The organism is Streptomyces violaceus (genome assembly GCF_036014075.1).
GTDB lineage: Bacteria > Actinomycetota > Actinomycetes > Streptomycetales > Streptomycetaceae > Streptomyces > Streptomyces violaceus.
Genome location: NZ_CP107911.1, coordinates 856,239 through 881,962, shown reverse-complemented (window position 1 = coordinate 881,962; position 25,724 = coordinate 856,239). Strand labels below are relative to the sequence as shown.

General features: G+C 71.7%; 26 protein-coding genes. 22 read left to right on the top strand and 4 right to left on the bottom strand.

Translation table 11 applies throughout. The annotated features are described in order from the left end of the window. Positions 1 to 6: 6 nt before the first annotated feature. From OG542_RS04100 to OG542_RS04050, 11 genes are all read left to right on the top strand, one after another. Positions 7 to 1,236 (top strand): acyl-CoA dehydrogenase family protein, encoded by a 1,230-nt coding sequence (locus OG542_RS04100; RefSeq protein ID WP_328408273.1) that lies wholly within the window; start codon positions 7 to 9, stop codon positions 1,234 to 1,236. Further along, the gene (locus OG542_RS04095) at positions 1,233 to 2,030 is read left to right on the top strand and encodes an SDR family oxidoreductase (RefSeq protein ID WP_328408271.1); all 798 of its coding nucleotides are present in this window, start codon (positions 1,233 to 1,235) and stop codon (positions 2,028 to 2,030) included. The genes OG542_RS04100 and OG542_RS04095 overlap by 4 nt, the downstream gene beginning before the upstream one ends. Further along, positions 2,027 to 2,800 (top strand): SDR family NAD(P)-dependent oxidoreductase, encoded by a 774-nt coding sequence (locus OG542_RS04090; RefSeq protein WP_328408269.1) that lies wholly within the window; start codon positions 2,027 to 2,029, stop codon positions 2,798 to 2,800. The genes OG542_RS04095 and OG542_RS04090 overlap by 4 nt, the downstream gene beginning before the upstream one ends. Then, positions 2,797 to 3,606 (top strand): enoyl-CoA hydratase/isomerase family protein, encoded by an 810-nt coding sequence (locus tag OG542_RS04085; RefSeq protein ID WP_328408267.1) that lies wholly within the window; start codon positions 2,797 to 2,799, stop codon positions 3,604 to 3,606. The genes OG542_RS04090 and OG542_RS04085 overlap by 4 nt, the downstream gene beginning before the upstream one ends. Positions 3,607 to 3,632: 26 nt before the next feature. Further along, complete coding sequence (locus OG542_RS04080) at positions 3,633 to 4,781, top strand: acetyl-CoA C-acetyltransferase (protein ID WP_328408265.1); 1,149 nt, start codon at positions 3,633 to 3,635, stop codon at positions 4,779 to 4,781. A gap of 85 nt (positions 4,782 to 4,866) precedes the next feature. Continuing rightward, on the top strand, positions 4,867 to 5,490 hold the full coding sequence (locus OG542_RS04075; protein ID WP_261677806.1) for a TetR/AcrR family transcriptional regulator: 624 nt from the start codon (positions 4,867 to 4,869) through the stop codon (positions 5,488 to 5,490). Positions 5,491 to 5,643: 153 nt separating this feature from the next. Continuing rightward, on the top strand, positions 5,644 to 6,024 hold the full coding sequence (locus OG542_RS04070; RefSeq protein ID WP_328408262.1) for a nuclear transport factor 2 family protein: 381 nt from the start codon (positions 5,644 to 5,646) through the stop codon (positions 6,022 to 6,024). Next, positions 6,021 to 6,398 (top strand): hypothetical protein, encoded by a 378-nt coding sequence (locus OG542_RS04065; RefSeq protein WP_328408260.1) that lies wholly within the window; start codon positions 6,021 to 6,023, stop codon positions 6,396 to 6,398. The genes OG542_RS04070 and OG542_RS04065 overlap by 4 nt, the downstream gene beginning before the upstream one ends. A gap of 43 nt (positions 6,399 to 6,441) precedes the next feature. After that, positions 6,442 to 6,762 (top strand): EthD family reductase, encoded by a 321-nt coding sequence (locus OG542_RS04060; protein WP_086846381.1) that lies wholly within the window; start codon positions 6,442 to 6,444, stop codon positions 6,760 to 6,762. Between the two features lie 34 nt (positions 6,763 to 6,796). After that, positions 6,797 to 8,308 carry a class I adenylate-forming enzyme family protein gene (locus OG542_RS04055; protein ID WP_328408255.1) on the top strand — a complete coding sequence of 504 codons (1,512 nt, stop codon included), beginning with the start codon at positions 6,797 to 6,799 and terminating at the stop codon, positions 8,306 to 8,308. Between the two features lie 79 nt (positions 8,309 to 8,387). Further along, positions 8,388 to 9,428, top strand: a complete 1,041-nt coding sequence (locus tag OG542_RS04050) for an MBL fold metallo-hydrolase (RefSeq protein WP_328408253.1) — start codon at positions 8,388 to 8,390, stop codon at positions 9,426 to 9,428. Between the two features lie 60 nt (positions 9,429 to 9,488). On the opposite strand, the gene OG542_RS04045 is transcribed toward OG542_RS04050, so the two are convergent. The 4 genes from OG542_RS04045 to OG542_RS04030 form a co-directional block, all read right to left on the bottom strand. Further along, a complete protein-coding gene (locus OG542_RS04045) occupies positions 9,489 to 10,247 on the bottom strand; it encodes an SDR family NAD(P)-dependent oxidoreductase (protein WP_328408251.1) in 759 nt (252 codons plus the stop codon). Positions 10,248 to 10,310: 63 nt separating this feature from the next. Then, positions 10,311 to 11,396 (bottom strand): phosphotransferase family protein, encoded by a 1,086-nt coding sequence (locus tag OG542_RS04040; protein WP_328408249.1) that lies wholly within the window; start codon positions 11,394 to 11,396, stop codon positions 10,311 to 10,313. Further along, positions 11,393 to 12,610 carry an acyl-CoA dehydrogenase family protein gene (locus tag OG542_RS04035; protein ID WP_328408247.1) on the bottom strand — a complete coding sequence of 406 codons (1,218 nt, stop codon included), beginning with the start codon at positions 12,608 to 12,610 and terminating at the stop codon, positions 11,393 to 11,395. The genes OG542_RS04040 and OG542_RS04035 overlap by 4 nt, the downstream gene beginning before the upstream one ends. A 156-nt stretch (positions 12,611 to 12,766) precedes the next feature. Next, positions 12,767 to 14,143 (bottom strand): MFS transporter, encoded by a 1,377-nt coding sequence (locus OG542_RS04030; RefSeq protein WP_328408245.1) that lies wholly within the window; start codon positions 14,141 to 14,143, stop codon positions 12,767 to 12,769. A 411-nt stretch (positions 14,144 to 14,554) separates the two neighbouring features. Between OG542_RS04030 and OG542_RS04025 the strand changes: the two genes are divergently transcribed. The 11 genes from OG542_RS04025 (at position 14,555) to OG542_RS03975 (ending at position 25,721) form a co-directional block, all read left to right on the top strand. Then, on the top strand, positions 14,555 to 15,373 hold the full coding sequence (locus OG542_RS04025) for a 2-amino-3,7-dideoxy-D-threo-hept-6-ulosonate synthase (RefSeq protein WP_328408243.1): 819 nt from the start codon (positions 14,555 to 14,557) through the stop codon (positions 15,371 to 15,373). Beyond that, entirely contained in the window at positions 15,370 to 16,584 is a 1,215-nt protein-coding gene (locus tag OG542_RS04020) for a 3-dehydroquinate synthase II family protein (RefSeq protein ID WP_328408241.1), read from the top strand. The genes OG542_RS04025 and OG542_RS04020 overlap by 4 nt, the downstream gene beginning before the upstream one ends. Before the next feature lie 6 nt (positions 16,585 to 16,590). Then, a complete protein-coding gene (locus OG542_RS04015) occupies positions 16,591 to 18,003 on the top strand; it encodes a class I adenylate-forming enzyme family protein (RefSeq protein ID WP_328408239.1) in 1,413 nt (470 codons plus the stop codon). A gap of 70 nt (positions 18,004 to 18,073) precedes the next feature. Beyond that, positions 18,074 to 18,349, top strand: a complete 276-nt coding sequence (locus tag OG542_RS04010; RefSeq protein WP_031105264.1) for an acyl carrier protein — start codon at positions 18,074 to 18,076, stop codon at positions 18,347 to 18,349. Further along, positions 18,346 to 18,636, top strand: a complete 291-nt coding sequence (locus tag OG542_RS04005) for an acyl carrier protein (RefSeq protein WP_193481498.1) — start codon at positions 18,346 to 18,348, stop codon at positions 18,634 to 18,636. The genes OG542_RS04010 and OG542_RS04005 overlap by 4 nt, the downstream gene beginning before the upstream one ends. A gap of 406 nt (positions 18,637 to 19,042) precedes the next feature. Then, entirely contained in the window at positions 19,043 to 20,182 is a 1,140-nt protein-coding gene (locus OG542_RS04000; RefSeq protein ID WP_408057852.1) for a beta-ketoacyl-[acyl-carrier-protein] synthase family protein, read from the top strand. Further along, a complete protein-coding gene (locus OG542_RS03995) occupies positions 20,179 to 21,042 on the top strand; it encodes a hypothetical protein (RefSeq protein WP_328408235.1) in 864 nt (287 codons plus the stop codon). Before OG542_RS04000 ends, OG542_RS03995 begins: the two co-directional genes overlap by 4 nt. After that, positions 21,029 to 22,690 carry a class I adenylate-forming enzyme family protein gene (locus OG542_RS03990; RefSeq protein ID WP_328408233.1) on the top strand — a complete coding sequence of 554 codons (1,662 nt, stop codon included), beginning with the start codon at positions 21,029 to 21,031 and terminating at the stop codon, positions 22,688 to 22,690. Before OG542_RS03995 ends, OG542_RS03990 begins: the two co-directional genes overlap by 14 nt. Further along, on the top strand, positions 22,687 to 23,217 hold the full coding sequence (locus OG542_RS03985) for a hypothetical protein (protein ID WP_328408231.1): 531 nt from the start codon (positions 22,687 to 22,689) through the stop codon (positions 23,215 to 23,217). Before OG542_RS03990 ends, OG542_RS03985 begins: the two co-directional genes overlap by 4 nt. Positions 23,218 to 23,220: 3 nt before the next feature. After that, a complete protein-coding gene (locus OG542_RS03980) occupies positions 23,221 to 24,138 on the top strand; it encodes an NAD-dependent epimerase/dehydratase family protein (RefSeq protein WP_328408229.1) in 918 nt (305 codons plus the stop codon). Next, positions 24,135 to 25,721, top strand: coding sequence for an MFS transporter (locus tag OG542_RS03975; protein WP_328408227.1), 1,587 nt, complete (start codon positions 24,135 to 24,137; stop codon positions 25,719 to 25,721). Before OG542_RS03980 ends, OG542_RS03975 begins: the two co-directional genes overlap by 4 nt. Positions 25,722 to 25,724 lie beyond the last annotated feature (3 nt).

The window sequence follows — 25,724 nt, the reverse complement described above, 5'->3', positions numbered from 1 at the left end:
GCAATCGTGGATTTCGGATTCTCGCCCCGCGCGAGTGAACTCCAGGACCGCATGCGGTCGTTCATGGAGCAGCACGTCTTCCCTGCGGAGGTCGTGTACGACCGGCAGCTGGCCGAGGCGGACGACCCGCACGCGCTGCCGCCGGTGATGCGCGAGCTGAAGGAGAAGGCGCGCGCCGAGGGCCTGTGGAACCTCTTCATGGCGCACGGCGACCGGGGCGCGGGGCTCACCAACCTGGAATACGCGCCTCTCATGGAGCTGGCGGGCCGCTCGATCATCGGCCCCGAGGTGTTCAACTGCTCGGCGCCCGACACCGGCAACATGGAGCTGCTCGCGCTGTACGGCACGCCCGAGCAGCAGGAACGCTGGCTGCGGCCCCTGCTGGACGCGGAGATCCGCTCCTGCTTCGCCATGACCGAGCCGGAGGTCGCCAGCTCCGACGCGCGCAACATCCGTACCCGTATCACCCGCGACGGCGACAGCTATGTCGTCAACGGCCGCAAGTGGTACACCTCCGGGATCCTCGACCCCGACTGCAAGCTCATCATCCTGATGGGCAAGACCGACCCGGACGCGCCCGCCTACCGACAGCAGAGCATGCTGCTCATCCCCCGGGACACCCCGGGCGTCACGGTCCTGCGCGACCTGCCGATGTTCGGCTACACCGACCGGCTCGGACACGGTGACGTGCTCTTCGAGGACGTCCGCGTGCCCGTGGAGAACATCCTCCGGGGCGAGGGAGAGGGCTTCGCGCTCGCCCAGGGACGGCTCGGTCCGGGGCGGATGCACTACGCGATGCGCGCTGTCGGCTTCGCCGAACGTGCCCTTCAGCTCATGTGCGAGCGCGTCACCGAACGCACCGCCTTCGGCGGACCGCTCGCCGACCAGGGCGTGGTGCGCGAATGGATCGCCCGCAGCCGCATCGAGATCGAGCAACTGCGCCTCCTCGTCCTCAAGTCCGCCTGGCTGATGGACACCGTCGGCAACGCCGCCGTCCGCATGGAGGTCTCCGCGATCAAGGTCGCGGCACTGGAGGTCGCCCACAAGGTGGTCGACCGCGCGGTGCAGGCCCACGGCGCGGCGGGGGTCAGCGACGACACCGTACTGGCCCGGCTGTACGCCATCACGCGAGCACTGCGCATCGCCGACGGCCCCGACGAAGTGCATCTGCGGACGGTGGCCCGCCAGGAACTCGCCAAGTACAAGAAGACCGACACGAAGGCAGGGGCAGCGTGAGCGCCAACACCCTCGACGGCAGTGCCCACCCGCTCCACGGCAAGGTCGCCGTCATCACCGGCGGATCCCGCGGCATCGGGCTCGGCATCGCCACCGCCTACCGAGCGGCCGGCGCGCACGTGGTGATCGCGGCCCGCAAGGCGGCCGGACTCGCCGAGGCGCGCGAGGAGTTGCTGCGCGTCAAGGGCGACGGCGACCTGCACACGGTCGTGGCCAACGCCGGCGAACCCGAGCAGGCCGAAGCCTGCGTCGAGGAGACCATGGCCCGCTTCGGCCGGGTCGACATCCTCGTCAACAACGCGGCCACGAACCCGTACCACGGCGACCTGCTCGACCTGGACCTGCCGCGCGCGGAGAAGACCGTACGCGTCAACCAGTACGGCATGATCGCCTGGACCCGGTCCGCCTGGCGGGCCTGGATGGCCGAGCACGGGGGAGCGGTGGTCAACATCGCCTCCGTAGGCGGGCTGATCGTCGATCCGCACATCGGCTACTACAACGCCACCAAGGCCGCCATGCTGCACATGACCCGGCAGCTCGCCTACGAACTCGGGCCGCGGGTCCGGGTGAACGCCATCGCCCCCGGGCTGATCAAGACCGAACTGGCGCGGGCGGTGTGGGAGGTCCGGGAGCCGATCCTCACGGCCAAGCTGCCGCTGCGGCGCCTCGGCACGGTGGAGGACGTGGCGAACGCGGCGCTGTTCCTGGCCTCCGACGCGTCCTCCTGGATGACGGGCCAGACCCTGGTGCTCGACGGCGGAGCGACCGCCCTGCCGATCGGGGTGGACGAGTGAGCGCGCCGCGGTCAACCGCCGAGCTGTTCTCGCTCGAGGGCAGGACAGCCGTCGTCACCGGCGCCTCCGCCGGGCTCGGCGCACGCTTCGCCGCGGTCCTGGCGCAGGCCGGCGCCACCGTGTTCGCCGCGGCCCGCCGCATCGACCGGCTGAAGGAACTCGCCGACTCCGACGCACGTATCCACCCCGTCGCCTGCGACGTCTCGCTCGCCGACGACCGTACGCGGCTGGCCGAGACCGCGCTGGCCGCCACCGGGCGGCTCGACGTCCTGGTCAACAACGCGGCCACCTCCGGCGAGACCCGCGCCGAGGACGAGTCGCCGGACGCGTTCACCGACGTCCTCGGCGTCAACCTCACCGCGCCCTACCACCTGGCCCGCCTCACCGCCGAGGCACCCGGCGACGCGGGCGGCAGGAGCATCATCAACGTCTCCTCCATCCTCGGCCTGGTGACCGCCGCCCCCCTGGGCGGCGCGAGCTACTCGGCGTCCAAGGCCGGACTGATCGGCCTGACCCGGGAGCTGGCCGGACAGTGGGGCCGCGGCGGCATACGCGTCAACGCGCTCGCCCCGGGCTGGTTCCGCACCGAGATGACCGCGGACCTCTTCGGCGACGAGCGCTCCAGCCGCTGGGTCGAGCGCAACACCCTGCTGGGGCGCGGCGGCGACGGCCACGAACTCGACGGCGCGCTGCTGTTCCTCGCCTCGGACGCCTCCTCGTACTGCACCGGACAGGTGCTGACCGTCGACGGCGGATGGACGGCCCGATGACGGCCGGAGCGGCGAGCGTCGGCATCGAGATCGACGACGCCGGCCTGGCCCGCGTCACCCTGCGCCGGGGCGAGGCGGGCAACGCCATCGACCTGGACCTGGCGCGCGGACTGCTGGAGGCGGCGCGGGCCTGCGCACGCGAGGCCGTACGGGCCGTGCTGCTCACCGGCGAGGGGAGGGCCTTCTGCGTCGGCGGCGACCTCAGGGAGTTCTCACGGCTGTCCGGTGAGGCGCTGGAGAAGCACCTGACCGCGGTGACCGACGCGTTGCACGACGCCCTGCGTACGTTCGCCGCGAGCGACGCGCCCGTGGTGGCCGCAGTGCAGGGTGCGGTGGCGGGCGCCGGCATCGGCCTGGCCGCGGCCGCCGATGTGACGCTCGCCGCCGACGATGCCTCGTTCACCGCCGCGTACACCGGCATCGGTTACTCACCGGACGCCGGAGTCAGCTGGTTCCTGCCTCGTCTCGTCGGCCCCAAGCGGGCCCTTGACCTGCTGCTGACCAACCGCCGCATCCCCGCGGCCGAAGCCGCGGCGATCGGGCTGGTGAGCCGTACCGTGGCCCCCGAGCGGCTGGCCGCCGAGGCCGAGCGCACGGCTGAGGTTCTGCGCAGGGGACCCACCACCGCCTTCGGGACCACCCGTCGGCTCGTCGCCGCCGGACTGACCGCGGACCTCGGGCCGCAACTGGACCGCGAGGCCACTGCACTCGCCGCCGCGGCCGCCTCCGAGACGGGCCGTGAGGGCGTCGCCGCCTTCCTCGGCAAGCGGGCGCCCGACTTCACGCGTGTCCCGCCCCGTCTTTGATCCCGTACCGAACCCTGGAGCACACCGTGTCGGAAGCATTCATCGTCGGAGCCGTCCGTACCCCTGTCGGCCGCCGCAAGGGCATGCTCAGCGGCGTGCACCCCGCCGACCTGGGCGCTCATGTGCTGCGCGCGCTGCTGGAACGCACCGGCGCCGACCCGGAGGCCGTCGACGACGTGTACTTCGGGTGCGTCAGCCAGCTCGGCGCACAGACCGGGAACATCGCACGCACCGCCTGGCTGTCGGCCGGGCTGCCGCAGCACGTCCCCGGCACCACCATCGACCGTCAGTGCGGTTCCTCCCAGCAGGCCGTGCACTTCGCCGCGCAGGCGGTCGGCTCCGGCGCCGCCGATCTGGTGGTCGCCGGTGGGGTGGAGGTGATGAGCCTGGTGCCCATCGCCAGCCCGATGTTCGTCGGTGAGCAGGCCGGCATGGGCAGCCCGTACGCGGGGGACGGCTGGCGCGAGCGCTTCGGGGACCAGGAGGTCTCGCAGTTCCGCGGGGCCGAGCTGATCGCCGAGAACTGGGGCGTCTCCCGTACCGACATGGAACGCTTCGCGCTCACCAGCCACCAGCGGGCCCTCGCCGCCCAGGCCGACGGCGTCTTCGACGACGAGATCACCCCGGCCTTCGGGCTCGCCGCCGACGAGGGTCCGCGCGCCGACACCACCCTCGAGAAGATGGCCGGCCTGAAGACCCTCACCGAGGGCGGCCAGCTCACCGCGGCCGTCTCCAGCCAGATCTCCGACGGCGCCGCCGCCCTGCTGATCGCCTCCGGGGAGGCGGTGCGCCGTCACGGTCTGACCCCGCTGGCCCGCGTGCACACCATGACCGTGGTCGGCTCCGACCCGATCCAGATGCTGACCGGCCCGATCCCCGCCACCGAGAAGGCCCTGAAGAAAGCTGGGCTGTCGATCGGCGAGATCGACCTGGTCGAGATCAACGAGGCGTTCGCCTCGGTCGTCCTCGCCTGGCAGAAGGAGATCGGCGCCGCCCCGGAACGGGTCAACGCCTTCGGCGGGGCCATCGCGCTCGGGCATCCGCTCGGCGCCACCGGCGCCCGGCTCATGACCACGCTCGTCCACCAACTGCGCAGGACCGGCGGACACTATGGTCTGCAGACGATGTGCGAGGGCGGCGGCATGGCCAACGCGATCGTGCTGGAGCGCCTTTGACCGGAAGTCGATTGGCAACTGAGTTCAGCTTGGGGCTACTCTCGGGTACGCACGAGGTGGGCGGCAGCCAGGAGACAGGTCAGGCATGGCGACAAAGATCGTTGAACCGGAAGCGGGCCCGAGGTCCAAGCGCGCCGCCATTCTGGCGGCCGCCGTCGACCACTTCGGCGAGGCGGGCTTCGAGGCCACCAAGTGGTCCACGGTGGCGGAGCGGGTCGGCATCGGGCAGACCGCCCTGTATCACTACTTCGAGTCCAAGACCCACTGCCTGCTCACCATCATGCGGCTGGAGCTGCAGCGCTCCCACGACAAGTTCACGGAGGCGACGGAGGACGTCGCGGAGCCGGTGGAGGCACTGCGGGCGGCCGTTCGCGCTGCTTACGACGTCTCCGACCAGGAGGTTCTGCAGATGCGCATCCTGCAGAACCACATGGACCTGCTCTCCGGCCCGCGCAAGTCCAAGCGGGAGGAGGCCGAGCGCGTCGCGGCCCGCCAGCTTGTCCAAGTCGTCGAGCGGGACTGGACGAACCTGCTGGTCAGGGGCATGTCCCAGGGCGCGTTCCCGCTGCGCGACGCGCAGCTGCTGGGTGCGAGCGTGCTGGGCCTGATCGTCAGCGTCTGGCGGTGGTACCGGCCGTCCGGGCCGACGCCGCTGTCGGAGGTCAGCGAACTGATCGAGGGTGCCTGCGTGCGGATGGTCGCCACGTGACGCCCTGAGCGTCCCGGTCTTCCGGCCCCCGACGGATTCCGTCGGGGGCTTTGCTATTGCCAGGCGTGTTTCCACCGGATTACCATCCCAACTGAATTGAACTTGACTCAGGTTGATCATCAGGGAAGCGCCGCCGACCGAAAGGGCTCACTCATGGCGTTGCGCGCATACATGGCCAGCATGGACAGTCGGCATCCGGAGCGGACGCTGGAGCTGCTCGAACCCGATTTCCGCTTCCTCATCGCCCTGCCGGGCAAGGAGGTCGCCGGCAAGTCCAAAGAGGACTTCGCGGCGTACATCGCCGGCCGCGATGCCGTGGACCGGTCGCACGAGATCCTGCGGTACAGCCGGGACGGCGACCTCGAGACTGTCTACGGAGTGGTGACGGAGGGCGGTCGGTACAAAGGATCCTTCCTCTCGGCCGCGGTGATCTCGCCCGGTGGACTCCTGGCCCGCTACCAGTCCTTCTTCACCACGTCCTTCGAGCTCGTCGAATGGGCCGGACAGGCCACCACCGACAGGAGCCGGGCATGACCGACACCTCCACCGCGGCCCCCTTCCTCACCGCGTGGTTCGAGATCCTCGACGGGGACGAGCCGTCCCGGATCCTCGACCTGATCAGCGACGACTTCTCGCTGTCCATCCTCTTCTCCACCGGCGACGGCAACGCCACCGACTTCGCCGGCGACCGCGCCGCCCTCGTGGGCTACCTCGAACAGCGCGAGAGGGGCACCCGCACCCACCACCGGCTGTCGGCGACCACGCTCGGCCAGGACGAGCTCTTCCTGGGCGAGGTCCGACGCGCGGGTGTCCCCGAGGCGACCTTCGTCGCCGCCGGGCGGGTGAACGACGAGGGCCGGCTGCAGCGCCTGCTGATCGGCCGCTCGTCAGAGATCCGCTTCACCTGAGCGCACGACCGACCATGTACGCGACCATGTACGGAGAACCGTCATGTACAACCTCGTCCTGCTGGCAGCTCGGCCTCCGGAGTGGACGCACGAGCAGTTCATCGCGTGGTGGCGCGGCGACCACGCGGAGCTGACCTACCGACTGCCAGGACTGCGCGCCTGGCGGCACACCGAGATCGACGCCGCTCTGGAGCCGCGCTCCGAAGGCTGGGACGGGATCTCCGTGCTCGGCTTCGACTCCCCGGAGGACCTGAGGAAGGCCCTCGCGAGCCCCGAGTGGGCCGAGGCCGTCGCACAGGTCGGCGACATGAAGGGCCGCCGCATCGCGGTCATGGGGCACGAGGCGGAGATGTTCGCCGCCTGACGTTGACGTTCGGCACAGCGCAGTGAGGGACAGGATGCGACAGGTAGTGCGGGAGTACCAACACAAGGCGGACGAGGCGGACTTCGTCGCCGTCATCGACGACGCGGGAAGCCATACGGCACGGCAACTGCTCGACGAGGCCACGCTGCTGGCCGCGGCGCTGTCCACCGGAAGGGCCGACGGAGCGGGCGGCACCGTCATGGTCCAGGCCGACAACTCATGGCGCACTGTCGCCGCCACCCTCGCCGTCGGCCTGAGCGGTGGTGTCATCGCGGTCGTCAACCGGCACACCACACACGCCGAGTTCACCGCGGCCTGGGAGGACATCCGCCCGGACGCCGTGGTCGCCGAGCCCTCCGCGATGGACGAATGGGCGGTGGCCGACCGGCTGCCGGGCCCGCCGCGGCAGGTGCTCGACGGCTGGACGTGCCTGGCCACGCCCCACACACGTGGGGTGTCACGCTGGTCGGGCGGCGCCCTGATCGGCCTCACCTCCGGATCGACCGGGCGTCCCAAAGGCGTCGTACAGTCCGAGTCGGCCCTGCGCTATGCCGCCACGAGCACCATCACCGTCAACGGCCTGGCGCCCGGCGACGCCGTCGCCGCCATCGTGCCGCTGTCGTCGACGGCGGCGTACTGCTTCGGTGTCTACCTCTCCCTCCTGCTGCGCGGGCCGCTCGTCATGACGGGGAAGTGGGACAAGGCCGTCGCCCTGCGGCGGATGGCCGACGCCGATGTCCGCTGGACCATGTGCGTACCGACCATGGCGCTGCAGATGGGCGCCGAGGCGGCCGGCTCCGGTGTCCTTCGCGGAGTCCGGTCGATCACCGTCGGCGGTGGGCCGATGGACCGTGGAGCGCTGGCCCGGGCGGAGGAGTCCCTGGGCACGAAGATCCTGCGCGTCTTCGGCATGTCCGAGTGCCTCGGGCACACCTCACCCAGCCCCGAGGACCCTGAGGAGATCCGGCTCGGCAGAGACGGCCGCCCCTTCCCGGGTACCGACGTACGCGCGCTCACCCCCGACGGCCGGACCGCCGGGCCGGGCGTGACCGGGCGGGCCCAGGTGCGCGGGCCATCCCTCTTCCTCGGCTACGCCCGCGACGGCGAGGTGGCGCCGGCCGCATTGTCCGAGGACGGCTACCTGCCCACCGGCGACCTGCTGGTGACCCACGAAGACGGCACCATCAGCATCATGGGCCGGGAGAAGGACATCATCATCCGCGGCGGCCGCAACATCGACATCACCGAGATAGAACGCGCGGTCGCCAGTTACCCCCGCGTGGCCAGGGCCTGTGTCGCGGCGGTTCCCGACGACGTGCTCGGGGAACGCGTGGCACTGCTCGTCGTCACCGAGGACGGCGGCGGCATAGGCCTGGCCGAGGTGACCGGGCACCTGGAGAGCGTAGGCCTGTCCAAGACAAAATGGCCCGAATTCGTCTACGGCATCCAGGAGTTGCCCCAGACCAAGGTCGGCAAGCTCGACCGGAGGGGGGCCCGGGACCTGGCCGTCACACTGCATGCCTGGACGACCGACGACCACGCCTGACGAGGCGACCATTCGCACGACCGTGCCGTCACGCGTGCCCACGGGCATGATCCCGGGGCGGCACCCACCAAGGAGGATCATGACAGCGCGGTTCGACCAGGGCCCGTGGGCCGCAGCCGGAGTGCAGACCGTACAGCCCGGGGTGCACCGCGTTCCTCTGCCTCTTCCCAACGACGGCCTGCACGCGGTCAACGTCTACCTGCTGGAGGACCTCGCCGACGACGGGGGGATCGTCATGATCGACGGCGGCTGGGCGATCCCCGAGGCGCGCAAGGCGCTCGAGGAAGCCCTGTCCGCCATCGACCGCGACCTCGGCGACCTCAGCCACATCCTGGTCACCCACATCCACCGCGACCACTACACGCAGGCGGTGGAACTGCGCCGGCTGCTGGGCTCGCGCGTCTACCTCGGTTCCGGGGAGCGACCGGGCCTGGAGATGCTCGGCCGGCTGCGCAGCGACGTACCCGTGAGCTCACTGGAGACCCTGACCAGGGCAGGCGCCGGCGAACTGGCGGGCCGTATCCGGGCGATGGACCACGGCGGTTTCGACCCGAGCGTGTGGGAGGCCCCTGACCGCTGGCTCGCCGCCGAGACCCTCCGCTTCGGCGACCGCGAGCTGCGCGTCGTACCGACTCCGGGACACACCAAGGGACATGTGGTCTTCCTGGACGAGCAGCGGGGCCTGCTGTTCTCCGGGGACCACGTCCTGCCGCACATCACTCCGTCCATCGGCTTCGAACTGTCCGACCCGGATGGCCGGCCGCTCGCCGACTACCTGGATTCGCTGCGGCTGATGAACAGGTACGCGGACTCCCGCCTGCTGCCCGCGCACGGCCCGGTCTCCGACAGCACCCACACCCGGGTCGCCGAGTTGCTCGCCCACCACGACGACCGGCTGGCCAAGAGCCTGACAGCGTTGGGCGACGACACGCTCGACGCACACGCGGTGGCGCGCAAGCTCGGATGGACGCGCCGGGCCGTGGCGTTCGGCGAGCTGAGTGTCTTCAACCAGATGCTCGCGGTCAACGAGACGGCGGCGCACCTGGATGTGCTCGTGCTTCAGGGACGGGCCACCGTGGCGTCGGTGGGCGGCGTGAACCAGTACACACGGGTGCGATGACCTCATCGGCGAAGGAGGGGCACCGGCCGGCCGAGTGCCTCTCCTTCTTCGGCTCCCGGGTCAGCGTGCCGTCCAGCCCCCGTCCACGTACAACTCGGAGCCGGTGACGAACGTCGCGTCGGGTGAGGCGAGGAACGCCACCGCTCCCGCGACCTCGTCGGGCCGGCCCAGCCGCCCCAACGGGGTGCCCTCGACCATCGCGGCGTGCCGTTCCGTGCCCCACCACAGTTCGCGGGAGCGGGCCGTCTCGATGAAGCCGGGGTGGATCGAGTTGACGCGCACCCCGCGCGTGGCCCAGTGCAGCGCGGCGTTCTTCGTCATCAACCGGACCGCGCCCTTGGCCGCGTGGTACGAGAACTGGCTCCCGAAGCCGCCGACCGTTCCGAAGATCGAGGCGATGTTGACGATCGAGCCACCACCGGAGCGCTCGATCGCCGGCCCGCCGTACTTCATGCCGAGCCACACACCGGTCTGCGTGACGCCGATGACTTTGTCCCAGGATTCCCGGGTCTCCGTCTCCACCGTTCGCATCTCGGCGATGCCCGCGTTGTTGACGAGCACGGACAGCACGCCCAGATCCGCGACCACCGACTCGACGGCGCGGCGCCACGCCTCCTCGTCACTGACGTCGAGGGCCAGGCCGATCGCTCGGGCCCCGTCGTCGGTCAGCTCCTTCGCCAGTGCCTCACACCTGCCGGCGTCCACGTCGGTCACCGCCACCGCGGCACCCTCCGCTGCCAGTCGGCGTACGACGGCGTCTCCTATGCCACCGGTCGCGCCGGTCACCAGGGCGATCATTCCGGACAGCCGGTCTCGCACGGGTCCTCCTCGGTTCTCGTCGAGTGCGTCAGTGGCGCTGGCCAAGTGGGTCGAGTGGCTCGGTCAGGACAGCAGGTCCAGCCCGGAGCGCAGCAGCGCCGGGACCGCGGAGCCGACCCGCTCGAATCCGGTGCCGACGGTCTGCCCCGCGCGGTAGCGGGCGTGGATGCCCTCGGCGATGACCGCGAGCTTGAAGCAGCCCAGCGCCTGGTAGAAGGGCAGGGCTTCGATGTCCCGGCCGGAGCGCGTGGCGTACCGTGCGGCCAGCTCGTGGCCCGCGGGGAAGCCCGGGTTGGCCGTGGGAACGTGGCGGGCCCCGAGCACCGGCTCGCAGACCGGGTCCCAGTACATGAGCAGCATCCCGAGGTCGGCGAGGGGATCACCGAGCGTGGCCATCTCCCAGTCGACGATCGCGGCGATCCGCCCGAAGTCACCGGGTTCCAGGATGGTGTTGTCCATGCGGTAGTCGCCGTGCACGATCGTCGCCGTGCCGCTCACGGGCAGGGCGCGGGCGAGCAGCCGGTGCAGCGCTTCGATGTCGGGCAGATCGCGGGTGGCGACCTTGTCCCACTGGCCGCGCCACCGCCGCACCTGGCGCTCCAGATAGCCGTCGGGACGGCCGAAGCCGCCGAGTCCGACAGCGCAGACGTCGACCGAGTGCAGTGCCACCAGGGCGTCCACCAGCGCATCGGCGCTGCGCCGTGCGTCGGCCGGAGGCAGCGCGGCGGCCTCGTCACCGTCGCGCAGTACGGCGCCCTCCACGAAGTCGACGACGCAGAACGGTGCCCCGATCACCGCCGGGTCCGTGCACGACAGCACGGCCCGGGCCACCGGTACTCCGGTGCCGCCGAGCGCGGCGACGACGCGGTACTCGCGGTCCATGTCGTGCGCGGTCGGCGTGAGAACGCCCAGCGGTGGCCGGCGCAGCACCCACCGGTGTGTCCCGTCGGTCACCTCATAGGTGAGATTGGAGCGCCCACCGTGCAGCAACTCCACCCTCAACGGACCCGAGCACTCCGGCACATGCTGTTCGAAGTAGCGTTGCAGGGCGGGGCCGTCGATGCCGACCACGTCCGTGTCCGCCGCGGCCGTGGTCGCACGCCGTGGTGCCGTCGCCGTGGCCTTCGGTGAGCCGTCCGATGTGGTCATCGTGCCGCCCTCCGCTCCCGCGCCGCCCGCACCGCGCGCTTGGCGATGGCCCAGCGGTGGGTCTCGGACGGGCCGTCGTAGATCCGGAACGGACGCACCTCCCGGTACAGCCGGGACAGCGGGGCGTCCCCGGAGATCCCGAGTGCGCCGCACACCTGCACGGCCCGGTCGACCACGCGGTTCACCGCCTCCGAGACATACGTCTTCGCGATCGAGGTGTGCTGGGCGGCCGATCGCCCCTGGTCCAGTTCCCAGCAGGCACGCAGCAGCACCGCGCGACCGGTCTCGATGTCGATCTCGGAGTCCGCCAGCAGCTGCTGCACCATGCCCAGTTCGGCCAGCGGTCTACCGAAGGCCGTGCGATCCACCGCGCGCTCCAGGGCGATGTCCTGCGCCCGGCGCGCCACGCCGAGCCAGCGCATGCAGTGCGTCATGCGCGCGGGCCCGAGACGCACCTGGGCATACGCGAAGCCCTGGTCCACCTCGCCCAGCACGGCGCCGTCGCCGACCTCGCACCTGTCGAAGACGACCTCGCTGTGCCCGCCGAACAGGCCCTGATCCAGGGTGTCGATGTTCCGGACGACCTTCATGCCCGGGTTGCCGGCGCCGACGAGGAACATCGTCGCGCCGCCCGCGTCACCCGGGACGCCGCTCGTGCGAGCCATGCAGATGGCGAAGCCGGCGCCGTCGGCGCCGCTGATGAACCACTTGCGGCCGTCGAGCCGCCAGCCGTCACCGGTCCTCGTCGCCGTGGTCGCCAGCGCACGAGGGTCGGATCCCGCGCCCGGTGCCGGCTCGGTCATCGCGAAACAGGAGCGCACCTCGCCGGCCGCCAGCGGGCGCAGATACCGCTCCTTCTGTTCCTCGGTGGCGACCACTTCGAGCAGATGCGTATTGCCCTCGTCGGGCGCCGCGCAGTTGAGCGCGAGGGGACCGAGCAGCGAGTATCCGGCCGCCTCGAACACCACTGCCTGGCCGCAGAGATCGAGCCCGAGCCCGCCCCACTCCACACCCACATGAGGAGCGAACACCCCTGCGGCCCGGGCCGCCTCATGCAACCGACGCCGCAGTGGCTCCGGCCCGTCATGGACGTTCCCGTCGCATGCCTGCTCCTCGGGCAGCACGACGTCCCGGACGAATTCGGTGGTGCGCCGCGCGATGTCGGCGACCTTCTCGTCGGTCTCGAACCCGATCGACACGTTGACCCCTGACATCGGCTATTGGGTATTAGCCATCACAGAGGGGGCGGGTCTGGATGTCAAGGGTTGAGCCCAGAATGCTGGATCGAGGTGCAGGGCAGGGTGGCTAACGATAGATAGCCGCATCGGACAGTGGCCAGTCCTGCCGAGGGCCGGGGAACACGCGAACCGTCAGGTGTCGAACTCGTGGTCGCGGGTCTCCGGGAGGGCCAGCAGACACAGCAGGCTCAGCAGACAGAGGCCGCCGGTGTAGAAGCCCAGGACGAGCGGGGAGTCCCAGCGGCTGTTCAGCCAGGTGGCGACCAGCGGGGCGAAGCCGCCGCCGAGGGTGTTGGCGAGGATGAAGGCCGCGGAGGCTCCGCTGTAGCGCAGCCGGGCGGGGAACAGTTCGGGGAGGAACGCGGCCACCGGGGAGAACATGAGCGCGAGCAGCATGAGGCCGACCGTGTAGGCGCCGGTGATCAGCCAGGCGTCGCGCGAACTCAGGGAGGCGTACATGGGCACCGCCCACAGCACGCAGCCGACGGCTCCGGCCAGCATCACCGGGCGGCGGCCGATCCGGTCGGACAGCCTGGCGACCGGGAGGGTGATGGCGATGCCGGCCGCGGCGCCGATGCTCGCGGCGGTCAGCATCGTGTTCTGGGGGATGCCCAGTTGCTTCGGGCCGTACGAGAGGCTGTAGACGATCGTCAGGTAGTAGACGGCCGAACCGCCGATCGCCGCGCCGGTGCCGAGCAGCAGCCGGCCGGGATACCGCTTGAGGAGCGTGGCCAGCGGAAAGCGGGACTCCGGTGCCGGAGCCGGTGCCTGCGCGGTGCGATGAGCCGCGTCGCGGAACACAGGTGACTCGGAGACCGTCGTACGCACCCACAGGCCGATCACGACGAGCACGGTGCTGAGCAGGAACGGGATGCGCCAGGCCCAGTCGGCGAAGCCGTCCCGGCCCGCGATGTGGAGCGTGGGCAGGATGACGGCGCTGGACAGCAGGAAGCCGAGCGAAGGGCCGGCCTGCGGGACGGACGCGTACAGCGCGCGGCGGCCGGGCGGTGCGTGCTCGGCGGCGAGCAGCACCGCCCCGCCCCACTCGCCGCCCATGCTGAGGCCCTGGAGCAGACGGAGTGTCACCAGCAGGACGGGAGCGAGGAGTCCGGCGGTCTCGTAGGTGGGCAGCAGTCCGACGCCGACGGTGGCCACGCCCATCAGCAGAAGGGAGGCGACCAGGGCCTGTCTGCGGCCCAGCCGGTCACCGATCGTGCCGAACAGGACGACGCCGAGGGGACGGGACAGGAACGCGGCGGCGAAGGTGAGGAACGCGGCGAGGGAGGAGACGGTGGGGTTGCCGGACGGGAAGAAGGCGGGGCCGAGGACGAGCGCGGAGGCCGTGCCGTACACGGCGAAGTCGTAGTACTCGATCGTGGTGCCGACCAGGCTCGCGGCGGCGACCCGCGGGGCCTCGGTCCGCGCGGCGGGTTTCTCCGCCGAGGGTGGTGACGCGGCGGCTCCGGGGCCGGCGGTCTCGGGACCGGTCTTGGACGGTGATTCGGGCATAAGAAGTCACCCTAGGCCCGCAAATTCGAATTCGACAAGGAAGCGTCCGAGGGAGCGTCATGGAAATCCCGTCGTCCGAATTGTCGAACGAGACCGCGTGGGCGGCGGAAGAATAGCCGACCGTTTACACGTGGCATCCACAACAAAGCGCCCGATGCGGCCACGGGCGGGGGCAGACCGCACCAACGCGCATAGAGTGCACGAACAGCACCCCATGCGGTCGTCAATCCCGCAGCACCTGTCACATTGCTGTCAATAATAATTCCCAATCCCGCATAAAAATTGACCGGTGATCGCACCTTGCCAACGGGCCGTCGCACGGGAAATGCTCACAACGGCGCAACTTGAAAGTTCTACGACCATCGTTTTTCGGACTTTAATGCGACCACCGGCTGGGGAGGCGTATTACCCATGCTGAAAACCGGCAAGTTATTACGCTTGAGAAGACTTTCGCTGGCGGGTGACGGCCGGCATCTGCTCGTTCCCCTCGATCACAGCGTTTCGGACGGCCCGATCGTCCCCGCGGGCGAGTGGGACGATTTGCTCCGGGCGCTGGTGGACGGCGGGGCCGACGGGATCATCGTCCACAAGGGACGCGCCCGCGCCTTCGCGCCGGACATCCTCAGGAACTGCGCGCTGGTGGTGCACCTGAGCGCCAGTACCGCCTGCTCCGCCGACGTCCACGCCAAGGTGCTGGTCGCCGATGTCGAGGAGGCCCTGCGGCTTGGCGCGGACGCGGTCAGCGTCCACGTGAACATCGGCTCGGACACCGAGGCGCGGCAACTCTCCGACCTGGGGGCGGTGGCCCGTTCCTGCGACGCGTGGGGCATGCCGCTGATCGCGATGGTCTACCCTCGCGGCCCCCGGATCGAGGACCCGCGCGATCCCGCCCTGCTCGCGCACCTGGCCAACGTCGCCGCGGACCTGGGCGCGGACATGGTGAAGACCTCCGTCGCCCTGCCGGTCGAGCGGATGGCGGAGGTGGTGGCGGGCAGCCCCATCCCCGTCCTCGCGGCGGGGGGTCCGCCGGACGGCTCCGACCTCGTCGAGTACGGCACCGCCGTGATGGCCACCGGCTGCCGGGGACTGGCGGTCGGCCGCCGGATCTTCTCGGCCCCCTCGCCCGCCTCTCTGGTGGCTCGCCTCGCCGCGGTCGTGCACGGCGACGGCGGCGCCTCAAATGGCATGAGCATGACCAGTCCTTCGACGTTCGTGGCAGGAGTCGCATGAGGTTCGCATGGATCGATCTGCGGGAAGTCCCGGGCCGGCAGCTCCAGGCGGTGGTGGACGCGGCCGTCCACGCCCGGATGGGCGGAGTGGTGGCTGCCGATGCGGAGCTGCTCGCGACGCTGCCCCCGACCGTCACCCGGGTGCTGGCGGCCGGGGGCCAAGGCCCGGCCGACCCGAAGAAGCCCGGTGACAAGGCGGAGAAGGGCACCGGCGCCAAGGCGGCGAAGGACACCGCCGACGCCGGGCCCTCGTCCCGGTCCGGAAGCTCCCCGGCCGCCGACGGAATCGACGTCCTGCTGCGGAGGTTCGGCACCGAGGGCGAGCTGGACGCCCTCGCCGCCGGCAACCGCGCCGCCGGTGGCACACCCGCCGCCGGCCTCATCGACGTACGGGACGACCGCACGCTTCAGCTCTCGTGCGCGGGTGCCATGAAGCTGCCGTACACCGTCATCCACTTCGCCGACCCGACCAAGATCCCGCTGGAGATCGTGCTGGCCGCGGCGGAGCCCGCCGACGGCAAGCTGGTGACCGTCGTCGACGACCTGGAGGAGGCGGCGATCGTCTTCGACGTGCTGGAACGCGGCTCGGACGGCATCCTGTACGCGCCCCGCAGCGCCGACGAGGTGTTCGCTCTGGCACGGCTGCTGCAGGCCACCACACCCCAGTTGGAGCTGTCCACGCTGACCGTGGAGAGCATCCGGCACGTCGGACTCGGCGACCGGGTCTGCGTGGACACCTGCTCCCACTTCGAGGAGGACGAGGGCATCCTCGTCGGCTCGTACTCCTCCGGCTTCGTCCTGTGCTGCAGCGAGACCCATCCGCTGCCGTACATGCCGACCCGGCCGTTCCGGGTCAACGCCGGGGCCCTGCACTCGTACACGCTCGGACCGGACAACCGCACCAACTACCTGAGCGAGGTGGGCTCCGGCAGCGTCCTGCTGGCGGTCGGCGCCGACGGCCGCACCCGGCGGGTCGTCGTGGGCCGCGCCAAGCTGGAGTCCCGGCCGCTGCTGGAGATCCGCACCCACGCCGAGGACGGACGGCTGGTCAGTCTGACCGTGCAGGACGACTGGCACGTACGGGTGCTCGGCCCGGGCGGGAAGGTCCTCAACGTCACCGAACTGCGGACCGGTGACGAACTGCTCGGCTACCTGGCCACGGACAAGCGCCATGTCGGCCTGCCCATCGGCGAGTTCTGCAAGGAGGTCTGAGGCCTCATGGGCGAACTCGCGACCGACCCGGCCGACTCGATGGGGTACCTCGTCCAGCGGCTGCTCGACGCCCGGGACGACGGCCCGCCGTTCCTGATACACCGACAGGAGATGGTCAACCGCGCGGAGTTACGTGAGCGGGTGGCCAAGCAGGCCGCCGTGTTCGCCGGATACGGCATCGGCCCGGGCAGCACCGTGGGCCTGCGGACACCGTCCAGCTTCACCCAGGTGGAGGTGCTGCTCGCGCTGTGGCGGCTCGGTGCCCAGGTGCTGCTGTTCGACTTCCGGCTCAAGCCGGCCGAGGTGGAGGCTCTCTGCGCGGTCTGCCGGCCGCAGTTCCTGGTCGGCGCCGGGTCCAACGTCCGGGCGGCGTTCGGTTTCCGGCCCGAGTACGAGGTCACCACCGAGTGCCGCAGGACCGGCCGGCCGGCCGCCACCCGGCACCGGCTGGTGCAGTTCAGCTCGGGCTCCACGGGACGGCCGAAAGTGATCGGCAGGACCGTCCGGTCGCTCGCCGCCGAAGTGGACGCCTTCGCCTCGGTTCCCGGCATGCCGGGGGAGGGCGACCGGCTGCTGCTGCTCAGTTCGACGGCCCACAGCTTCGGTCTGATCGGCGGGCTGCTGTACTCGCTGGCGGCCGGCGTCTCCGTGGTGTTCGCGCCCCGCGTCTCGGCCCGCGACATCCTGCGGACCGCGAAGGACCAGAGGGTCACCGCCCTGTTCGGAGTGCCGATGCACTTCGACCTGCTCGCGGCCGCCCTCGATCCGCCTGCCCTGCCCGAGCTGCGGATCGCGGTGTCGGGCGGCGAGCTGATGCCCCCGCGGGTGGCGGCGCGGTTCGCCGAACGGTACGGCGTACCGGTCGGCGAGGCCTACGGCACCACCGAGACCGGCATCGTCGCCATCGACGTCGGCGGCGCGCTGCGGCCCTCCGTCGGCCGGGCCGCCCCGGGCGTGGTGCTACGGCAGTACCGGGGCGAACTGGACGTGGCGCTGGCCGAGTCCCCGTATCTCTTCGACTCGGGCGGTACGCAGTACACGGACGGCTGGCTGCACACCCGGGACCGGGCCACCGTGGACGACACCGGGGCGGTCAGCGTGCACGGCCGAGCCGACTCGCTCGTGGTGATCGGCGGTCTGAAGGTGGATCTCACCGAGGTCGAGCACGTGCTCCGCGAGCACCCCGCGGTCGAGCAGGCGGTCCTGGTCCACGAGGGCGTGACCGAGGCGTATGTCGCGGTGGCCGCCGATGCCGAGGAACCGTCCGCGGAGGAACTCCTGCGGTGGTGCCGGGAGCGGCTGGCCGACTACAAGCTGCCGCGGGTGATCCGGCTGCTGGACACCCTGCCGCGTACGTCCAACGGGAAGCTGCTGCGTCAGGCGGCGGCGTTGCAGGCGGCGGCGAGCGGTGCGTCGTAGACCGGCCTGAGCTGCCCGAACACCTTTCGAACGACTCCCCACCAGTACCTCTCAATGGAGTTTTCCGACCATGAGCACATCAACCCTGGAAGAAGAGATCCGCGAGTTCGTCCTGACCGCGGTCATCGACGAGATGAACATCCTGACCAGCCGCGAGGGCATCACCGACGACAGCCCGGTGACCGTCGGCGGGCTGGACGTCGACTCACTCAGCCTGATCGAGCTCACGATGCGGCTGGAGTCCCGGTTCGGCGTGGAGATCCCGGACACCGACATCGAGCCGCTGGCCTCCCTGACCCTCGGCGGACTCGTCGCCGAGGTCGTCCGACGCGGTGCGCGGGCATGAGCACGGAAGCCTCGCCGGCCCCCATCACCACCGACACCGTCCGGCAGTTGCTGTCGGACCGCAAGGTCTTCCCCGGACTGCCCGACGACCTCGGCGAGGACGCCGAACTGGTGCTGGACTCCCTCGGGCTGGTGTGGCTGCTCCACGTCGTCGAGGAGCGCTACGGCCTGGTCGTCGAGCCGACCGACGAGGACATCGCCGGGCTGACCTCACTGCGGCGGCTCACCGGATACCTGCGTGCGGCACAGACGGACCGGGCGGAAGGGAGCGGCCGGGATGAGGGGTGACGTGACGATCACCGGCTTCGGCATACGCACCGCGTTCGGCACGGGCGCCGACGCCCTCCGGCGCGGGGTCTTCGCGGGGATCCCCGCGTTCCGCCCCACCACGCGGTTCGACACCGGCCCGTACCGCACGCCCATGGCCGCCGCCGCTCCGGACGGACCCGACGCGGTGGAGGACTGGGCGCTGCGCCACGCGCTCGCCCGCTGCGGGGCGGAAGCCCTCGACATGGCCGGCCTCGGCCCGGGCACGGAGGCGGCGGTCCTGCTCGGGGTCGCCGGCGACCACACCAGCGTCACGCGGTACTGGCGGAGTCGGCCGGAGGAGGCCGCGTCCGTAGCGGCGCGCGGGCCGGGAACGGACGCCGGCCGAACCGCTGAGCGGGCGGGGGAACGGACCGGGGGCGTTGTCCTGAACGGCGTTGCCGGTGAGGGTGTGGCCCGGAACGCGGATGTGGTGTCAGGCCGCGTTGCCGGTGAGGGCGCGGGCCGGAAGGCGGACGTCTTCGCGTACGGCGTTGCCGGTGACGGTGTGGCCCGGAAATCGGACATGGCCCCGGGCGAGGACGCGGGCCGGACCGGGGGCGTTGTCCCGAACGGCGCTGCCGGTGAGGACGCAGTCCGGAACGCGGTGGTGGTGAACGGCGCCGGGGGCGAGGACACGGGCCGGAACCCGGGCGTCGTGCTCACAGGCGGTCCGGGTGCCGATCCGGGTGGAGCCGCGGCGCGGCTCGCCGACGCCGTGCCCGCGCGGCTCGCCGAGGTGCTGGCCGGCCACCTCGGACTGACCGGTCCCCGGCTCACCTTCACCAACGCCTGTGTCGCCTCCGCCGCCGCGATCATCCACGCCTGCCGGCTGATCTCCTCCGGCCGGATCGATGTCGCGGTCTGCGCGGGCGGATACCTCGTGGAGGAGGAGACCTTCGGCAAGTTCGACTCCGGCCGGGCACTCTCCCGCGACGGCATGGTGCGCCCGTTCAGCGCCGACCGCAGCGGGCTGCTGCTCGGCGACGGAGTCGCGGCCGTCGTACTGGAGTCCGCCCAGCACGCCCGGCGGCGCGGTGCCCGGCCACTGGCGTCCGTGCCGGGCTGGGGCGCGGCGACGGACGCCCACCACATCGCCCAGCCGCATCCGGAGGGGGCCGGCCTGGCCCAGGCCACGCGGCAGGCGCTGCGGCTGGCCGGCGACCCGGACGGGGCGGCCCTCGGCTATGTCAACGCCCACGGCACCGGCACCCGGTACAACGACGGCGCCGAGACCCGGGGGCTGCGAGCCGCCCTCGCGGAGCGGGCCGGGTCGATCCCGGTGAGCTCGACCAAGAGCACCACCGGGCACCTCCTGGAGGCGGCGGGCATCGTGGAGTTCGTCATCACGATGCTGGCCCTGACGGACGGTGTGCTGCCGCCGACCGCCGGGTTCACCCGGCCCGACCCGGAATGCGACCTCGACTACGTGCCGAACCGGCCGCGCCGGGCCGACCCGCGCCGGGCCCTCACCATCAACGCCGCCTTCGGGGGCGCCAACACCGCACTCGTGCTGGAGCGGCCGTGACGACGGACAAGCCCGTACCGCGCTCCCCGCTCGGCATCCTGGCGAGCGCCACCGCGACCCACGGCACCGGGGGTCCGGACGACATCGCGCTGCCGAGGCTGCCCGGCTTCGTGGAGTCGGCGTTCAGCCCGCTGGCGTACGAGGTCGTCAGACAGTGCCTCGCCGAACGGCCCGATGGCGGCACCTCCCGCTCATGGGGGTCCCCCCGCGCGAGCGAAGCCGAGAGTGGGGGAGGCTCCCGGACCGCCGTGGCGCTGGCCGGCCTGATGGGCGACACGACCACAGCGGATCTGGCCAGCCGCCGTATGGTCGCCGGGCGGGTCCACAACCCGCTGCTGTTCATGCAGGCCACCCCCAACTCCGTACTGGGCCACATGAGCCGGGAGTTCCGGATCACCGGGCAGATGTTCAGCCTCTCCACCCTCGACGACTCGCTGACCGAACTGCTGGCCATGGCGGATCTCCTGCTCGAGGACCCGGAGCTGGACCGGGTGCTGGTGCTGGGCGTGGAGCTGGGCGGCGGCGAGCGGGCAGCCGCCGTCTACCGTGAACTGGCCGTCGACAGCCACCCGTTGGCCGGCCTTCCCGCGAACGCCGGCAGGGCGGCGGCGCTGCTGCTCGCCCGTCCCGGCGCCGGGGCTCCCGTCACGGTCCGGGCCGACCGGACGAACGACTCGGATACCGGGACCGCCGCCTGCCCCGGAAGCATCCAGGGCCTCTTCGATCTGGCCTCCGCCCACCGGCGACTGTCGCGGGACGGCGGCAGCCACCGTCTGGCGACGCAGCCGCAGGCGCCCGCGTTCATCCTCACGGCCGACTCCGAGGCAAGGAAGGAGACGGAGACCCATGCTCATCAGTAGGCAGGAGCGCGCCCGGATCTGCTCCGACACCGAACTGGGCGCCGGCAACGTCCTGGCGCGCCTGACGGCGTACGGCCGTCCGCTCGACGAGCCGGTGCTGCGGACGGACGGCAGCTGGCGGGCTCCGGACGGCAGCCGTCCGCGGGTGCTGACACTCGGGCAGCTGACCGAGGCCGTCGAGACCTACGCCGGCTGGTACGCCGCCCGGGGAGTGCGGCCCCGCGACCCGGTCGCCGTGCACTCCCACTCCAGCACCGAGTTCGCGGTGAACTTCCTGGCGCTGACGTCCCTCGGCGCGGTCCCCTCGTTCGTCAACGGCGACCTGGCCCCGGAGACCGCCCGGGAGTACGTACGCGGACAGGGGACGGTGGGCGCCTTCACGGATCGGGAGCATCACGCGGTGCTGTCAGGATCGGGGCTCGGCTTCCGCGTCACCGCCGCCGGCATCCGCCCCGGGGACCGCGCGGCCCTGCCGCCGACGTACCCGTACCGGCACGACACCTCCGACCCGGTGCTCATCTCGCACTCGTCCGGAACCACCGGCATGCCCAAGGGTGTTCCGCACACCCACCGGACGCTCATGTACGCGCAGCTGCACCGGCTGCGCTACTCCACCGGAACCGACATGGAGCGCACCCTGGTGGGGCTGCCGGGAGCGCACAACGCCATGGTGGCGACACTGCTGTACTGCCTGCTGCTCCGCACGGACATCAAGCTGCTCTCCAGCCGGCGCGGCACCGATGTGCTGGACGCCATCGAGGAGTTCCGGCCGACCACGGTGCTGGCCTTCGCCGGGACCTTCGGCGAGATGGCCGCGCAGGACTTGACGAAGCGTCACCTCTCCAGTGTCCAGGTGTGGTTCAACACCGGGGACGCGGCGCACGAGGCGCACATCCGGGCACTGGTGCGGTACGGCAGCCACGAGAAGATCGGGCGCGATCTGCGCCGTACGCGCGTCGAGGGCTCCGTCTTCGTGGACGGGCTCGGCTCGTCCGAAGCGGGCTACTCCGTCTTCCACAACCGGCACACCAAGGACACCTCGGCCTACTCCCGCTGCGTGGGCAAGCCGATCAGCTTCGCCGAGGCCGCCGTGCTCGCCGAGGACGGCACCCCGCTGCCGCCCGGGCGGATCGGCCGCCTCGGTCTGAAGTCACCGACCCTCACGCCCGGTTACTGGAACGACTCGCTGACCTGGAACCGGATGCGGCTGGGCGGCTACTGGCTCACCGGGGATCTCGCCCACCAGGACGAGGACGGCAACTTCTACCACCTCGACCGGGCGCCGGACGCGATCCGGACCCGCGACGGGATCCTGTTCAGCACCCGGACCGAAGAACTGCTCCTGCGGGAGCTGCCCGAACTGGCCGACTGCACGGTCGTCGGGGTGGCCCCCGAGGGCGTACGGGCGGACTGGGACGGCGGGGGAGAGGCCGAGGCGTACGCGCTGCTCCAACTCGCGGACGAGGACGCCCCGGCCGGCGACGGCGAGGCGTGGACCGAGCGGGTCAACACGGTCCTGGCAGCCGCCGGGTTCCCCCTGGTGGCCCGGGCCCTGCGGATGGAACCCGACGATGTGCCCAAGGGTGCCACGGGCAAGGTCCTCAAACGCGTGATGCGCGACCGGTTCGCCACCAGGGGGCACGTGTGAGCAGCGACGAGACCAACCACCGCGCGCAGACGGTGGACGCGTACCGACTGTGGTGGCAGCACGACGCCCACTGGTACCAGGGCGTGGCCGGGCGCTTCGGGCAGGAGGCCGCGAACGAGATCAACGCGGAGGCGATGCGCAAGGTTGCCGTGCACGTCGGGCAGCGCGTCGCCCGCCGGTCGGGCCCGCTGCCCGACAGCGGTGACACCGGCAAGGACCTGGAGGAACTGCGCCGCCGCTACGACGAGTGCGGCGACCGCATGTTCCCGCCGGAACTGCGCAACGCCTCCACCGAGGTGGAGGGCGACGACGCAATCGTCCTCACGCTGCGGCGGAACTTCGCCATCACCATGGTGCGGATGGCCGGTTCGCTGGAGGGCTACCGGTGCCCCTGCACCGACATCCACGCGGGCTGGTCCGAGGGGCTCGGCGTGACACTGTCCGAGAACCGGGCCGAGAGCTGTCTGCGCGACGGCGACAAGGCGTGCCGCCTGCTGATGCGGGTCGCCCCGGGTACGGAGGGCTGAGCGGTGCGGGTACTTGTCGCCGGTGCTTCCGGAGTCGTCGGACATCCGCTGGTGGGCGCGTTGCGGGCGCGGGGGCACCATGTGAGCGCACTGGTACGGGACGGTGCCCGGGCCCCGGAGGCGGACGAGGCCGTGGTCGCCGACGCCCTCGACCGCGCGTCCCTGCTGCCGGCGGTCTCGGCCGCCCGGCCCGACGTGGTCGTGCACCAGCTGACGGCGCTGCGGCTGCTGCGCGACGACCCCGCAGGCGCTTTCGCGCAGACCGCGCGGCTGCGCACCGAGGGCACCGCCCACCTGGTCGAGGCGGCCCGGGCGGCCGGCGCGCGGCGGCTGGTCGCGCAGTCCATCGCCTTCGCCGCGGCCCCGGCCGGGGATCCGGTCCTCGACGAGGACGCACCGTTGTACGTGGACGCCCCGGACCCCGGCTGGGCCGCCACCGTACGGGCCGTCGCCGAGCTGGAACGGCAGGTGCTGAGCGGTGCGGGCCTGAGCGGCCTGGTCCTCAGGTACGGCACCTTGTACGGCCCCGGCACCGCGTACGCCCGTACCGGCGGGACCGGGCAGCGGGTGCTGGCCGGGAAGCTCCCGCTGCCCGGGGGCGGGCCGGGGATCACCTCGTTCCTGCATGTGGAGGACGCCGTGGGAGCGGCCGTTGCCGCTGTCGAGTCGGAGGCCACCGGGCTCCTCCACATCACGGACGACGAACCGGCCACGGCCGCTGAGTGGCTGCCGCACTACGCCCGTGCGCTGGGCGCCCCTGCCCCGCGCACGGTTCCGGCGGCGATGGCGCCCCGGCTGCTCGGCTGGTTCACGGCCCATCAGCTCACCGCGGCGCGGGGCGCGTCGAACGGCCGGGCGCGTACGACGCTGGGCTGGAAGCCGCTGCGGCCGAGCTGGCGTGACGGGCTGGGCGCGCGATGACCGGGTCCGGCGAGCCGGCGGCCGTCCCGTCGCGGCCGTGGGCCGTCCTCCTGGTCGTGGTCTGCGCCCAGATGCTGATCTGGCTGGACACCTCGATCCTCAACGTCGCCGTCACCACCCTGGCTGATCCGGCCGAGGGCCTGGGCGCGACGCCCGCCGAGCTGGAGTGGGTGGCGAGCGCCTACACCCTGGTCTTCGCCGGCGGGCTCTTCGCGGGCGGCGCGCTGGCCGACCGGTTCGGCCCCCGGGCCACCCTCCTCGCCGGACTGGCGCTGTTCGGCACGGCCTCCGCCGCCGGTGCGTTCGCGGGGAGCCCGGCGTGGCTGGTCGTGGCGCGCGCGTTCATGGGCGCGGGCAGCGCGCTGCTGATGCCGGCGACCCTGTCAGTGATCGTGCAGAGCACCCCGGAGGCGAAACGCACCCGGGCGATCGCCATCTGGAGCTCTTCCAGCGGTCTGGGCGTGGCCGTCGGCCCGGTGGTGGGCGGGGCGCTGCTCAGCAACTTCTGGTGGGGATCGGTGTTCCTGGTCAACGTGCCGATCGTCGCCCTGTGCCTGGCCGGAGTGGCGGCCGTCGTACCCGAGTTGAAGGGCCCCCGGCGCAGGCCGCTCGACCTCCCGGGCCTCGCCCTGTCGGTGCCCGGCCTCGGCGGCGTGGTCTACGGGATCATCGAAGCCGGGGACGGACAGGCCTGGTACGGGCCGCACGTCCTCCTCCCGCTGGCCCTGGGCGGCGCCCTGCTCTGCGCCTTCGTAACCGGTCAGCGCAAGTCCCCGGCGCCCAGCCTGGATCTGCGGCTCTTCCGGCTGCCCGGGTTCACGGCCGGGAGCGTGGTGCTGCTGATCGCGTTCATGGCGCTGGCCGGGCACCTGTTCTACGCGGCCTTCTATCTCCAGGGGCCCCGTGGGCTTTCCCCCGCCGAGGCCGGCACCGTGATGCTCGCCGCCGCGGTCGGCATCGTCCTGGGCAGTCAGGTGTCCCCGGCGCTGAGCAGGCTGCTGTCGGCCCGGTGGACGGTCGCGGCCGGCGTCCTGGCCACGGCGGCCACCTACGTCGCCTACGCCTGGCTCGACGGGCATACCCCGGTCGGGTTCATCGTCGCGCTGCTGTGGATCCAGGGCTTCGGGATGGGCCTGGTCGGAACGCCGGTCACGGCCGCGATGATGAGCGGGGTGCCACCCCATCTCGCGGGCGCCGGCTCGGCCGTCAACAGCGTCACCCGGCAGGTCGGCGGAACGCTCGGGGTGGCGATGGCCGGTTCGATCCTCTCCGGCGTGTACCGGGAGCGGATGGCGGACGCCGAACTGCCCGGCACCGCGCAGGGGTTGTCCCCGGCCGCCGAGGAGCGGGCCAGGGCCTCCGCCGAGGCGGCCCGCTCACTGGCCGGTTCACTGCGCCTGCCCGAACTGGTGGCCACGGCGGACCGGGCCTTCCTCGACGCGATGTACGCCGCCACCCTCGCCGTCGCCGCACTGGCCCTCGTCGGCTGCGCGGTGGCCGTCGTGGGTCTGCGTACCCGAGCACCACGACCGCGGAGCGTCCCGGAACGAGGGGCACGGGACGAGTCGGCGCAATCCACTTGAGAG

Bases quoted from the DNA above. Each gene is read 5' to 3' on its own strand.
- OG542_RS04025 (WP_328408243.1), top strand. From the start codon at position 14,555: ATGCTGAAAACCGGCAAGTTATTACGCTTGAGAAGACTTTCGCTGGCG.
- OG542_RS04035 (WP_328408247.1), bottom strand. From the start codon at position 12,610: ATGTCAGGGGTCAACGTGTCGATCGGGTTCGAGACCGACGAGAAGGTC.
- OG542_RS04085 (WP_328408267.1), top strand. From the start codon at position 2,797: ATGACGGCCGGAGCGGCGAGCGTCGGCATCGAGATCGACGACGCCGGC.
- OG542_RS04010 (WP_031105264.1), top strand. From the start codon at position 18,074: ATGAGCACATCAACCCTGGAAGAAGAGATCCGCGAGTTCGTCCTGACC.
- OG542_RS03990 (WP_328408233.1), top strand. From the start codon at position 21,029: ATGCTCATCAGTAGGCAGGAGCGCGCCCGGATCTGCTCCGACACCGAA.
- OG542_RS04055 (WP_328408255.1), top strand. From the start codon at position 6,797: ATGCGACAGGTAGTGCGGGAGTACCAACACAAGGCGGACGAGGCGGAC.
- OG542_RS04005 (WP_193481498.1), top strand. From the start codon at position 18,346: ATGAGCACGGAAGCCTCGCCGGCCCCCATCACCACCGACACCGTCCGG.
- OG542_RS04050 (WP_328408253.1), top strand. From the start codon at position 8,388: ATGACAGCGCGGTTCGACCAGGGCCCGTGGGCCGCAGCCGGAGTGCAG.
- OG542_RS04075 (WP_261677806.1), top strand. From the start codon at position 4,867: ATGGCGACAAAGATCGTTGAACCGGAAGCGGGCCCGAGGTCCAAGCGC.
- OG542_RS04060 (WP_086846381.1), top strand. From the start codon at position 6,442: ATGTACAACCTCGTCCTGCTGGCAGCTCGGCCTCCGGAGTGGACGCAC.
- OG542_RS04030 (WP_328408245.1), bottom strand. From the start codon at position 14,143: ATGCCCGAATCACCGTCCAAGACCGGTCCCGAGACCGCCGGCCCCGGA.
- OG542_RS03975 (WP_328408227.1), top strand. From the start codon at position 24,135: ATGACCGGGTCCGGCGAGCCGGCGGCCGTCCCGTCGCGGCCGTGGGCC.
- OG542_RS04070 (WP_328408262.1), top strand. From the start codon at position 5,644: ATGGCGTTGCGCGCATACATGGCCAGCATGGACAGTCGGCATCCGGAG.
- OG542_RS04020 (WP_328408241.1), top strand. From the start codon at position 15,370: ATGAGGTTCGCATGGATCGATCTGCGGGAAGTCCCGGGCCGGCAGCTC.
- OG542_RS04015 (WP_328408239.1), top strand. From the start codon at position 16,591: ATGGGCGAACTCGCGACCGACCCGGCCGACTCGATGGGGTACCTCGTC.
- OG542_RS04065 (WP_328408260.1), top strand. From the start codon at position 6,021: ATGACCGACACCTCCACCGCGGCCCCCTTCCTCACCGCGTGGTTCGAG.
- OG542_RS04040 (WP_328408249.1), bottom strand. From the start codon at position 11,396: ATGACCACATCGGACGGCTCACCGAAGGCCACGGCGACGGCACCACGG.